Source organism: Exiguobacterium sp. s46, assembly GCF_018618875.1.
Lineage (GTDB): Bacteria > Bacillota > Bacilli > Exiguobacteriales > Exiguobacteriaceae > Exiguobacterium_A > Exiguobacterium_A abrahamii.
Window position 1 is genome coordinate 1 of sequence record NZ_JACSMY010000009.1, and the last position, 12,553, is coordinate 12,553.

At 45.0% G+C, this 12,553-nt stretch carries 13 protein-coding genes and 1 pseudogene; 1 reads left to right on the forward strand and 13 read right to left on the reverse strand.

The annotated features are described in order from the left end of the window. Nucleotides 1-169 precede the first annotated feature (169 nt). Complete coding sequence (locus tag KNQ08_RS16615) at nt 170-1,087, reverse strand: IS3 family transposase (RefSeq protein ID WP_214806345.1); 918 nt, start codon at nt 1,085-1,087, stop codon at nt 170-172. A 471-nt stretch (nt 1,088-1,558) separates the two neighbouring features. Next, a complete protein-coding gene (locus KNQ08_RS16620) occupies nt 1,559-1,786 on the reverse strand; it encodes an Lrp/AsnC ligand binding domain-containing protein (RefSeq protein ID WP_214686849.1) in 228 nt (75 codons plus the stop codon). 60 nt (nt 1,787-1,846) lie between these two features. Between KNQ08_RS16620 and KNQ08_RS16935 the strand changes: the two genes are divergently transcribed. After that, nucleotides 1,847-2,074, forward strand: a complete 228-nt coding sequence (locus KNQ08_RS16935; protein ID WP_353049234.1) for a PRD domain-containing protein — start codon at nt 1,847-1,849, stop codon at nt 2,072-2,074. 228 nt (nt 2,075-2,302) lie between these two features. On the opposite strand, the gene KNQ08_RS16630 is transcribed toward KNQ08_RS16935, so the two are convergent. The 11 genes and pseudogenes from KNQ08_RS16630 to KNQ08_RS16680 form a co-directional block, all read right to left on the reverse strand. Further along, on the reverse strand, nt 2,303-3,724 hold the full coding sequence (locus KNQ08_RS16630; protein WP_214806333.1) for an MATE family efflux transporter: 1,422 nt from the start codon (nt 3,722-3,724) through the stop codon (nt 2,303-2,305). Nucleotides 3,725-3,803: 79 nt separating this feature from the next. Further along, nucleotides 3,804-4,481, reverse strand: a complete 678-nt coding sequence (locus KNQ08_RS16635; protein WP_236355812.1) for a hypothetical protein — start codon at nt 4,479-4,481, stop codon at nt 3,804-3,806. Between the two features lie 50 nt (nt 4,482-4,531). Then, nucleotides 4,532-4,774, reverse strand: a complete 243-nt coding sequence (locus KNQ08_RS16640) for a heavy-metal-associated domain-containing protein (RefSeq protein WP_051627724.1) — start codon at nt 4,772-4,774, stop codon at nt 4,532-4,534. Nucleotides 4,775-4,916: 142 nt separating this feature from the next. After that, entirely contained in the window at nt 4,917-5,192 is a 276-nt protein-coding gene (locus KNQ08_RS16645) for a glutaredoxin family protein (RefSeq protein ID WP_214806334.1), read from the reverse strand. A 14-nt stretch (nt 5,193-5,206) separates the two neighbouring features. Beyond that, the gene (locus KNQ08_RS16650) at nt 5,207-7,666 is read right to left on the reverse strand and encodes a heavy metal translocating P-type ATPase (protein ID WP_214806335.1); all 2,460 of its coding nucleotides are present in this window, start codon (nt 7,664-7,666) and stop codon (nt 5,207-5,209) included. Nucleotides 7,667-7,684: 18 nt separating this feature from the next. After that, on the reverse strand, nt 7,685-7,900 hold the full coding sequence (locus KNQ08_RS16655) for a heavy-metal-associated domain-containing protein (RefSeq protein WP_029336168.1): 216 nt from the start codon (nt 7,898-7,900) through the stop codon (nt 7,685-7,687). Nucleotides 7,901-7,945: 45 nt separating this feature from the next. Then, nucleotides 7,946-8,404 carry a CopY/TcrY family copper transport repressor gene (locus tag KNQ08_RS16660; protein ID WP_214806337.1) on the reverse strand — a complete coding sequence of 153 codons (459 nt, stop codon included), beginning with the start codon at nt 8,402-8,404 and terminating at the stop codon, nt 7,946-7,948. Nucleotides 8,405-8,516: 112 nt separating this feature from the next. Further along, nucleotides 8,517-8,891 (reverse strand): thioredoxin family protein, encoded by a 375-nt coding sequence (locus tag KNQ08_RS17060; protein ID WP_081828361.1) that lies wholly within the window; start codon nt 8,889-8,891, stop codon nt 8,517-8,519. A gap of 674 nt (nt 8,892-9,565) precedes the next feature. Next, a pseudogene (locus KNQ08_RS16670) lies at nt 9,566-10,201 on the reverse strand (transposase); the annotation flags it as partial. Nucleotides 10,202-10,291: 90 nt separating this feature from the next. Then, the gene (locus tag KNQ08_RS16675; protein WP_214806341.1) at nt 10,292-11,401 is read right to left on the reverse strand and encodes a YncE family protein; all 1,110 of its coding nucleotides are present in this window, start codon (nt 11,399-11,401) and stop codon (nt 10,292-10,294) included. A gap of 19 nt (nt 11,402-11,420) precedes the next feature. Further along, on the reverse strand, nt 11,421-12,359 hold the full coding sequence (locus KNQ08_RS16680) for an IS30 family transposase (RefSeq protein WP_214806343.1): 939 nt from the start codon (nt 12,357-12,359) through the stop codon (nt 11,421-11,423). Between the last annotated feature and the right edge of the window lie 194 nt (nt 12,360-12,553).

The window sequence follows — 12,553 nt, forward strand, 5'->3', positions numbered from 1 at the left end:
GAAACTCGTTCGGAAATCATTTACACTTTGAGATTCATAAAAACAGTTATAAATACAGCAGTTATTCTGCAGCGAATAGTGTCAACCCAATGAACTATTTGTAACCTAAAAAAAAATAGAAAAGATTAGACTGACCTAGCTATATGAGACACTAATAAAAATACCTTGATTAGGCTACCGCCACACCATATTTTATCGGTGTGAGGTAGCCTAATTTTTCTTGGATACGTTCTTCGTTGTAGTAAGTTAAGTAATTATTCACCCGCTCACGCACTTCATAGTCGCTTAACGAGTTGAACTTGACGTACTGGAACACCTCAGACTTCAAGTTCGAATGAAACGATTCGATTACCGCATTATCCCAACAGTTGCCTCTTCGAGACATGCTGCTCGTCAGATACTTCCTCTTTACGAAATCTTGAAAGGCATATGATGTATAGACACTTCCTTGATCTGAATGGATGATAACCCCTTCGGGATTGTTCCGACTCTCCAACGCCATCCTTAACGTATCGATGACGAGGGGCGTCTGGTGATGATCGTATAGCTTATAGGCAACAATCTCATTGTTGAATAGGTCGATGATCGTGGAGAGGTACTTCGTCGTGCCCCCGTATTGGATGTAGGTGATGTCCGTCACCCACTTCTTATTCGGTCTACTGGCAGTGAAGTCTCGCTTGAGAAGGTCAGGGGCGATGACGATACTCTCACCCCGAGACTTCCATTTTCGTTTGGGTTTGATCCGACACTGAAGATGGTGCTTCTTCATGATTCTCTGTACGGTGTTTCGGTTTGCTGCCAATTCATAGGTTTGTTCTAACAGGGCCTTTATCTTTCGATGTCCATATCGATACTTTGTAAGCTTACATACTGCGACGATTGTTTGCTCTAGCACCGAAGGGTGCTTCACCGGTTCTCTGGTCCAACGGTAATAGGTTGCCCGCGGAACGTCTATCACACGTAGGATTGTCGTGACTGTATATTTGCTCCTCAGGAGCTCTACAACCTTTAGGACTACTTCTTTCTCAACTCTCTTTCGATCTCCATGAATTTTTTTAAGATTTCGTTCTCCGTCTTCAGGTGGGATAGTTGACGCTCTTTCTTGTCATCCTCGCTGGCGGAATCAGGACCGAGTCCGTAGGTGTACTGCTTCCCGATCGGTTGGCCGAATCGATAGATTTCATTGGACCGATACCATCTCATCCATGTGTGAATCTGGGATTCATTTTTGATTCCGTGTTTCTCCATAATCTCTCTAGTCGTCAACTCACAACTTAGTTTGTCTCTCACCACTGCCCACTTCACTTCACTTCACTTCACTTGAATATACGTTTTTGCCCACGCAAAAACACCTCCGATGCCAGCACTTTTTTAAAGTGGACCACTGCGAAGGTGTTTTTATATTGTCTCAAAAATTTAGGTTAGCCCAAAGTTAGATTTTTTTATGTCCAATTTTTATGGGGCAGTTCACAAGAATTTGAGCTTTTTCATAGAATTAAATGATTTTTCTAAGGTGTTTAACTGTCTCTATCAACTTTTGTACAGCTAGCGATATATTTTATACGTCTTTTATTGGCGAGAGACGCCGCTTGATTTCGTTGATAGACAAGTAAAGCGTATAATTCCCGTATTCAAGAATCGAATTTAGAAAGAGATTCAGTTCTTCCTGAGATGTCACTTTTATTTTTAGATGGTAACATCCTTCTCCTGATACACGATGGGCTTCCACTACTTCTTGGCGCTCGTTTAGAAATTGAATAAACTTCTCATGATTGGACGTTTTCATAATGCTTACAATATTGAAACCGATGAAGAAGATATTCGTTATTCATGATTCATCACACATGTGAAATATTTCGCTGAACGCTTTTATGCTGGAAAAATATTGAATGAAGAATCCGATCAACTATTTGAACAGATTGCGAACATCTACCCAAAGGCCATGAATGGTTCATTCAAAGTATGGGCCTACCTTAAACAGTTGCACGGTGTGACAATTCCTAATGAGGAACTAGCTTATCTAGCCGTTCATATTCATCGACTGACAACTAATATGGATTTGAATAAACAATAACTTTCTTAATTACCTGGTTCTTTTTGACGAAGACCAGGTTTTTTCTATACTGAACAAAAAAATATCCATTTTTTATAATCGAGCAGCTATAGGCCGCATGACATATGTGTGTTTTTCACCACTGATTCGATTTCTTTAGGTCGGCGTGACGGGCTCCTTTAATAACTTTTTCAGAAAAGATAAAAGGAAAGAACAACTTTGCTCTTTCCTACAATTTCTAGCCCAGTGTTAGTAATTATTTATACATCGCACGTCTTCATGCTTGGTTTGGGGATGACAGGGTTTCTGTGGTTCGGATTCCGCTACAATCCAACGCCCTCGGCTGAATTGAATCCAAAGGACGATCGCCTTAAAGATGATGTCTAGACCGATGGCGATCCACACTCCTGCAATGCCCATCTGCATCTGAATCGCCAATACATATACTGCCCCAGTCCGGATCACCCACATACCGATCGTGGTCAGATACATTGGAAACTTCGTATTGTTCGCTCCTTGGAATCCACCGGTCAATACAAGGACGACTGCTAGGAAAGGCTGGAAGACCGCTGCTATTTTTAACGCGACATCGATGTCTTTGATGACTTGGGGATCGTCGGTGAAAAGTGAACCTGCCCATCCTCCGAAGAAGAATAAGACGACCCCGAATAAGGACATGAAGCCCATCGCCATGAACGTGCTCAATCTGGCATATTCTTTGGCGGTCTCGTGGTCTCCCGCTCCGACGTTGCGACCGACGAGAATGGTTGCTGCTGTCGCGAAACCATATGCCAACATATAAGAGAACACCTCTAGATTCCCTGCAATTTGATGCGCGGCGAAGGTGTTCGTCCCGAGTACCACGATGAATCCGAAATACACGATCTGTCCGGCTCTCATGATCAATCGCTCGATAGCCGCCGGGCTTCCAAGGTTCATGAGCTCCAACTGGTGTTCGAGATCCGGTCTCCAGAAATCTTTCCTGAAGGCGATCACTTCCGTCTTACGAATATAGTTCATCAATAAGAGCGTCCCGACGAGCCGGGCGATGACGGTAGCGAGTGCCGCTCCGACGAGACCAAGTTCGGGGATGATCCAAAAACCGAAAATCAACATATAGTCGAGCACAATATTGACGACATTGATGACGATGCTCACCTTCATCGGTGATTTTGTATCTCCCGCACCTCGTAAGATACTACTGAGCACAAACATCAATGCCATCACGATCGATGGGATCCCGACAATTTTGAAGTAGGTGCTACCAGCTTCTAAAACGTCATTCTCCACCCCCATCAACCGCAGGAGAGGCTCAGCGAAAAATAGCGTCACGACCCCAAAGGTCACCCCGACCACGACAGATAGGACGATGGCCTGCTGCGCGATATGTCTCGCGCGCTCGATTCGTTCTGCGCCTAAGTTATTGGCGACATAAACGTTTACTGCCACACCGATTGCCATAAAGACAGCAAAGTAGATGGCGAGGATGGCATTCGTCACTCCTACCGCTGACACTTCTGCTAGGCCGATTCTTGAGACGAACAGCGTATCGACAAATCCGAGCAACGTTTGGAAAAAATTCTCGGCAACCGCTGGTAACGCGAGTAGAAGGATGAATTTCATCTTGGTTTTTCGATCACCATGAGTGTCCAGCCGCTCACTTTCTATCATCTGAGTCCTCTCCTTCGAAAATTATGCTTACAACGATTACAGGAAAGCGACCCAACGAGGAACCATGGGTCGCTCATGGTCAATCTGAGACACGAATGACGAAAGGATAGGTGTGCACAGTCCCATGGAACTGGAATTCGGCCCAGACCTTGTATAGGCCAGGTTTATGGAAGACCGTCTCAAATTCCGTCGTATCATGAGAAGAAGGATGCACATGGATAAACTGTTCTCCGGCTTCATCCAAGATGACGACATGACCAAGTGCTCCAAGGTATGGCTCCGGGTTACTTTCTTTGGTGTCATAGCTGAAGACAGTCGGGACATGCGCTTTTAAAGAGTCAATCGACAGCTCGACGGTATGACCTTCAATCGTCTTCGTCAGACGCTCATCCACTTTAAGTGACGATTCGATAGAGGAAGAGGACTGATGATCAATCTGTAAGTGAACCGGCTTCACTTGATATGCCAGTCCCTTAGGCTGAATATCCACGAAGAGTTTATACGCCCCTGCCTCAAGTTGGACGGGGTGCTCGAATCGACCCTCACCCTTTTTAAACGGATGGAGGTGTCGGTACTCAGTTAGGTCTTCGTTCACGAGAATCAAATGGAATTCCTTTTCATGGCTGACTTCGAGTTCCGGGGCTTGCTGATGTTGATCCTTTAACTCGATACTGATTTTCCCGAATTCATATTTAGCTTCTACAGACACTTCATTTCCCGTCAAGTTCTTCATATGATGATGTCCATGGTCTTTCACGTTTAACACTCCTTTGTGTAGTCCTTGATCGCACCGTCACTCGACCTCCATTACTTGCAGCAAGAACAACCGATTTTAACGGTCGCCTCCGTTACCTCGTAGCCAGTCTCTTGAATTGCGGTTTCAATCTCAGAAAGTGTGAGTTGGCTTTCATCGAACGTCACGTCCACCTCTCCCGCCGAAAGATTGACCTTCACTGATTCAATACCCGCTAACTTTCCAACGTGTCCTTCAATCTTATTGATACAAGATCCACAAGACATACCCGCTACCTGAAATGTTGATTTTTTCATTATATGTTCCTCCTGATTATTTAATTACCATACATGGGTAGGGTGTAAAAGTATCGATTTTTTTACACCCTCGCCACCTTATGTTCGTGTCCCTCATTGCGCGACACGCTTTCAACAGGTTCTGAGAGTGAGCTATCGTTGCTTATCGTAGCAATGTTAGAATCTCTTCTTTGTTGTTCTCGAAGCCAACAAAGTACTTCACTACTCTTCTTTTTCTGAGCATCCCTTTTTTGTAGAAGACAAACAGTGGTACGATTCGATTCCCTGATATCGCTACCATTTCTTGTTCAAGGTCAAGGTTCGCACCCACATCTTTGTTCACATAAAGGACTGAGGTTGTTTTTAAATATTTTTTGGCATCCTGACAATCTGAACACGTCGGACGCGTGTAAAGCTCGAGCTGTAGGGCTGTATCCATCCCACTCCCTCCTTTTATTTGATCATCGAAGGCTTGAATCGTTTTAAACGGAGTGCGTTCACCAGGACCGAGACTGAGCTTAAACTCATGGCCGCTCCGGCAAGTATCGGGTTCAACAAGGGCCCGCCGAGTAGATAAACAATCCCCATCGCAAACGGGATACCCATGACATTATAGGCAAATGCCCAAAACAGGTTCTGTTTGATGTTGCGGATGGTTGACTTGCTCAATTCGACAGCTGTAGGTACATCCATCAAATCGCTTCGCATCAAGACGATGTCTGCAGATTCGATCGCAACGTCAGTACCCGAACCGATCGCGATTCCGATGTCTGCTTGGGCCAAGGCTGGTGCGTCATTGATTCCATCACCGACCATTGCGACCTTCTTCCCTTCGGCCTGTAACTTCTTCACTTCGTTCGCTTTATCTTCAGGTAACACTTCACTCAGTACCCGATCGATCCCGACCTGTCTCGCAATCGCCATGGCCGTACCTTTGTTGTCTCCGGTGATCATGGCTACTTCGATACCCATTCGTTGAAGTTTCTGAATGGCTTTACGACTGTTTTCTTTGACGGTGTCTGCGACAGCGATGATCCCTGCGATTTGTTGGTCAATCGCGATATACATCGGCGTCTTGCCTTGGTGTGCGAGTTTGTCTGAAGCGCCTTCAAGGACATCCAGTGAGATGCCGCGGTCTTTCATCAATTTTCTGTTTCCGGCAAGCAAGACTTTTCCGTCGATCAGGACTTCGATCCCGTGCCCTGGGATGGCTTCAAAACGATCGATATCCATGACACGCATCATTCTGTCCTCTGCCGCTCTTACGATTGCTTCGCCCAATGGATGTTCAGACCCTTTTTCAGCGCAAGCGGTCAAGCGTAACAACTCATCTTCTTGATGTCCATTCACTGTCACGATATCTGTCACTTTCGGTTTTCCTTCAGTGATCGTCCCTGTCTTGTCGAACACGATCGTCTGGACTTTATGGGTCGTCTCCAAGGCGCCGCCACTCTTGATCAACACACCATTCTCAGCACCTTTGCCCGTACCCACCATGATTGCTGTTGGTGTGGCCAAACCTAGTGCACAAGGGCAGGCGATGACCAGTACTGAAATCGTGATCGTCAAGGCGAAGAGGCCGGTCTGACCGCCTAAATACCATGCAATTCCTGAAAGGATCGCGACGACGATGACAATCGGTACAAAGTATCCGGAGATGATATCGGCCAGTTTTGCGATAGGAGCTCGAGAGCCCTGTGCATCCTCGACCAATTTGATGATTTGAGATAGCGCCGTATCCTTACCGACTTTCGTGGCTCGGTATTGGATGATCCCGTTCTTGTTGATGCTGGCACCGATGACTTGAGCACCCACATTTTTTTCAACAGGGATACTTTCACCGGTCAGCATGGATTCGTCTACAGACGTATTACCTGATAGAACCACGCCATCCACCGGAATCTTCTCACCAGGCTTTACGATAATCGTGTCGCCGACGATGACTTCGTCGATTGATACTTCTAACTCTTGTCCGTTGCGGACGACCTTTGCCGTCTTAGGTGCCAGTCCCATCAATTTTTCAATCGCTTCGGATGTTTTACCCATCGACCGGACTTCAAGATATTTACCTAATGTGATCAGCGTGAGAATGACTGCGGCTGTCTCATAGTAGAGGCTATTCACGTATCCCTCATAACCTGAGAGGATAGCCATGGTGGCACCGACGCTATAGAAGAAGGCTGCGCTCGTCCCTAGGGCGACAAGTGAATCCATATTCGGATGCCCTCGGAACAATGTCTTAAATCCGACGGAGAAGAATTTCCATCCGAACAACATCACTGGGATGGTCATCATGAGCTGCAAGACAGCGAACAATTCTGGGTTCATCGTTGGATGCAATGCCATCGGTAGGGGTAGGCCGATCATATGCCCCATCGCCACATAGAGTAATGGAATCGTGAAAATCGCCGACCCTACAAATCGGTTCCACATCGATTGAATTTTTTTCAGTTTCTTTTCTTTCTCTGTATCTTGACTATCCGCTGATTCTTGATCTTCTCTTGCCTCATATCCGGCGTTTGCCACCACTCGGATGACATCTGATACAGTCACCAGCTGAGGATCATATCGAATAACTAATTTTTCTGTCGCCAAGTTCACATTCGACTCAGTCACACCCACCATTTTCCTCGTGGCCTTCTCAATCGTCTGCACACACGAGGCACAAGTCATCCCTGTGATGACAAATGATCTTTGCTCGGTCTCGGTTGAGGCCTTGTAGCCAGCCTTCTCGACGGTCGTCTGAATATCCAGCGGCGAGATTTTCGTCTCATCGTAATGAATGCTCAATTTCCCAGTCGCTAGGTTGACGTTGGAGGTCACTACGCCAGGCAATTTTTTTGTTGCTTTTTCAACTGTCTGAACGCAGGACGCACAGGTCATCCCTTCCACGGCAAATGTCTTACTCTCCATATCGTCTTACCTCCATTATTATTGGGCTGATTCGACTTCGTAACCAACCTCGCCCACAACTTCTTTAAATTCATTCACATCTAGTCGTGTTTCATCGTACTTCACTTTTGCAATGCCTTTCTTTAAGTTGACTTTCGCACTTTCAACCCCATTCAGACCTTCAAGTGCTGACTCGACTTTGTTGACACAATGAGCGCATGACATACCTTTAATCGTTAAAATCGTTTTTTTCATCTTGAATCTCCTCCTATTCACTACCTTCTTGACATCATTTCAAACTCAATGTCTGGATCCACAGGAATGGTCCTGACATCTGCATTGACCCGGGGTACAGGTGCATGGAATGTCCTCCACCGCTTCACTTTCCTTCATCTCAAGGATTTTTTTGAGATTCTCGATATCCTGTACACTCAGTGTCGCCTGTGTGATCATCGTTCCGATTGTGTTACCGACATCCCTTTCACAGATATGATCGAGTAGATCGTGTAACGTCTCTCTGATGACGTCACCTTCAACGACGTTCGCGGAGTAGATGAATTTCTTCCCCTCGGCCTCGGTTGAGAGCATCCCTTTTTTCACGAGCCTTCCAATGAATGTCTTCGTCGTCGCAGGCTTCCAGCTCATCTTCTTTTCCAATACCTCGATGATTTCTTTACTGGTCACGTGCTTTTGGGCCCAAACGACACGCATGACTTCCCATTCTGAATCCGTGATTTGTTTTTCGACATGTTCAGCCATTTGTCTAACCTCCAATTTTAAGTTTACAATCGTAAACGTTTTATTTGTTTTCAGTTTACAATCGTAAACGTCGACTGTCAACCATTATGTTTTTGGGTTCGCTATTCAGTCTTCATTGGCTATATTCTTGTCTAGAAAACGCATCTGGATATCCTTCAGCAACGCTTTCAAATAGTAGTGCGAGCTGACGGCATCCCGGGCACCAATCGGCGGTGAACTTTAAGACTACAGGCTGCGTAGAGTGATTAACCATTTGCAAATCAGATAATTGAAATTTCGAAAGCATTTTTTCTCCTCTCTTTTCGTTTACGTTTGTAATCGATTTAAATTTACAACTGTAAACGTTATTTGTCAATCTATATATTCGTGTCCATTTTGTATGTTTCTTTAAGCTTATTGTTTCTCTCAAAACACTAATTCGATTCGTACTTAGTTGGGTCGTATTTATTTTGAACTCATACAGCTTTAAATTGTTAACTACTGTCATCTCTTATATGATGTAATAAAACAAAGTAGGAATTGTCTTAAGCGTTTTGTTGCTTAGTCGCTAGGATTAAATAGATGATTCGACTACTAGCTTACTATTGAGACATTCTCATAAGTAAAAAGTGTAGGAAGGTATACATTTCGACGTCGAAATGTATACCTTCCTACACCACAAAGTGCCAGTTTATGAGTGATTTTTTTTATAACAACTTGTATTTAAATGATTTAAATATAGGAACTACATATGCTGTATACAAAATAATAACCAAATGAGGGATTAGAATTGGAATCAAACGAGACCAAGGTGACGTCATTCCGCGTGTCACAAGAAGTGAAAGAACATATTCAGCGTTTAATGGAGCAACGTCAAATATCAACCAACCAATTATTCGAGCAATTAATATCATTGGCCGATAAACAGTCACCGGACCCCTTAGTCGTCAAGGAGAACGAATCACTCGAAGCAGCACTGAATCAAGTGCTTGCCCTGTTCAATGAACGAGCCACTCGACTAGAAACGCAACAAAAAGAACATGAGCGAATCAACGCGCGATATAAAAATACCATTCATGACCTTGAACAAAGCGTAATTGCAGAAGCTGAACGACTCCAAGAGGAGTATGAGCGAAAGGTGTCGTCACATGAAATTGCACTCACTCAATTACAAGATCAAATCAACATGTCCGCACGAAGAAGTTCATTCTCAAGCTCCATTTGCTGGATACGGCGCTTAAGCTTCTCTTCTTCGCTTAGTTCGTCCTCTGGCTTCGTACGCCCACGGCGGTCCACGAGCGCCTCTGCCCCGCCCGTGTCATACTTTTTGATCCAGCCATAGACCTGGGCATAGGACACCTGAAATTGTTCCGCGGTCTGCTGGTAGTTGCGTCCATTCTCCAAACAATATTTCACGATCTCAAGGCGCTCTTCGAATGTAGTTTTTCTTCCTTTTGTCATAGCTCGATCCATCCCTTTTCTCGAATCTGTTAACTCGCTATGACTAGTATACTTCTTAATCCATTTACGAAGAACAGACCAATCACTGATCTGATACTTGGAGAGTACCTCCATTCTAGTGAACCCATCGAGATAGTCGCGGACGGCCGCGATTTTCAGTTCCTTGGTGTAAGATTTCCATGCCTTCGATTCCTTCAACGCATCGATCCCACCGGTATCGAATTTCACTTTCCACACCTGGAGGGTGTTCCTAGAGACGCCATGAGCCTCCATGATTTCTTTCCAAGTATATGTTTCTTCTTCCATCATGCGCAGCGCACTCAATTTTTGTTCGATCGTATGCCGACTTCTCGCCATAAAAAACACTCCCCAATAGAATAAACAGATTTGTTATTTCATCTGTCTACCTATTGGGGAGCATATCAATGTGGGCAGCGGGGCTTGGCGTTATTCTGTTATGCTGATACCATTTGGAACACCTTTCACTTCGATCGTTTCGATTACCTTGTTTTGCCCTTTGTCGATGATTGACACTGTATCTTCAAACATATTGGTTACATATACTTTCTTATTGTCCGGACTGGTTACGACTCCGTGCGCCCCTTTTCCGGTTATAATTTCAGCAGTTGCTTTCCTTAAGGCAAGTTCAATCACTGTGACGGAGTTAGATGGAGCGTCTTTTGTACCCTGGTTTGCCACATAGGCAAATTCATCATTTACATCAACATAAACCTGTGCCGGACCCACGCCAACTTCGATTTTTTCAACCTTTTCAGTCTCAAGGTCCACTACAGCCAACGCATTTTCAGCATTTAAAGTGGCCACAAGGGTTTTTCCATCCGATGTGACACCTGCAGTAACGGGAACTGCACCGACTTTGATCCGTTTTTCTTCCTTCATCGTTTCTAGGTTCACCACACTGACTGTGTCTTCTCCCATGTTCGCAATATAAGCCTTCTGGCTATCGGCTGAAATCCTGAATCCATGAGGGCCTATTCCTGTCTCTACCGTATTGACAACCTCGTAGCTTGCCATATCTATGACAGAAATATTGTTATCCTCATTATTCGTCACGACCGCAAAGTTCCCGTTCTCAGTAAATACGATGTGGGCAGGGTGATTTCCTACTTCAACTTCCTTGATTAGTTCATCACTTTCCACATCAAAGAAAAGCGCTTTTCCACTATTCCCCTCTCCGTGGCCGCCCTCTTCTTCATGGCTTTCATCCTCTTCGTCATGGCCGCCTGTTTCCGGTACAAGGGTTGCACCAATGATTTTTCCATCTGGAGATACTTGGACATTATGAACAGAACCTTCCAGCTCAATCGTATTTATAATTGTGTTGGTTGCGGCGTCAATTTTGGAAATGCTTCCACCTTCATTTGCAGTATAATAATATTGGGCAGCTGTTTTCCCAGCCATTTCTTCAGTATTCTCCCCTTCTTGCTTCTCATTTTCTCCCACTGCTGCAACAAGCTCCTTTTTGTTGGGGCCTTCATCAACTGCATTGTTGCCTGAACTACACCCTGCTAGTACAACTCCCAGAACTCCCAGCATTAATAGAAAAGACGGTTTGTCAAATTAAGTGCAACACTTCTTCCGTGAAGACCTCGTATGCAGTTTTCCAGTTGAGACATTTTCGCGGTCTCCCATTGATCCAGGCGAGCGCTTGAGCGAGTTCAGAACGACTGACCTTTCCGAAATCTGTCCCCTTCGGGAAAAATTCACGGAGAAGACCATTGGCGTTCTCGTTACTCCCACGCTGCCAAGAAGAATACGGATCCGCAAAATACATCGGTACGCCTAACGTGTCACGAATTCGTTCATGACAGCTAAACTCTTTTCCACGATCTGTCGTCGCAGTTTGGAACGTTCCCAACGGGAAGTAAAGATGCAATGCTTGAATCGCAGACTCTATCGATTGAGCGGACCGATCTTCCATCGGTACAGCGAGATAAAAACGGCTCTTTCGCTCGACGAACGTTGCGACACAGGCTTTGGATTTCCCTCTACCCGAGACAACAGTATCAAGCTCCCAATGTCCGAACGTTTGGCGCCCTTTGACGTCAGACGGACGTTTACTGATTGGCAGTCCGACGTTAAAGCGTCCACGCGTCTCACGTGGTTTCTGACGCTTTCCCTTTTGTCGAAGGAGTCCAGAATCGGCCTCGACGAGGCCCGTATAGATCCAGCGATAAATGGTCTTGAACGAGAGTCCTTCTTCTTGGAATAATCGTCCGGCAATCTGTTCAGGGGACCATGTCTCGCGTAACTTTTCGAGGATACGGACTCCTTTTTCGAGCGTAAACTTCGTCCGTGCACCGCACTTCTTTTTGCGTTCCACATAACGCTGGTCAGCACAGGAAGCATCATAGTAAGGATTTCGTTTCAATTCTCGTGAAATCGTAGAAGGTTGACGCCCCAGGCGTCCAGCAATCTTTCGGACAGAGAAACCCAACTCGAGATACGTCTCTATTTTGACTCTTTCTGATGTGGTAAGATGAACATAGCTCATAACGAATCCTCCGTTGAATTTTGTGTGGTAACTCTATTCTACACGAGGCCGTTATGGGTTTTTTTGTGTTTTCAGCTAGGTGTTGCACTTAATATTACAATTCGTCATATAAAAACAAACTGTTGAGATTTAGAAAAGAAAGTATTCTTCATTTAGGCGATACACAAAAGAGCTTTTATCATTTGATTCTTTTA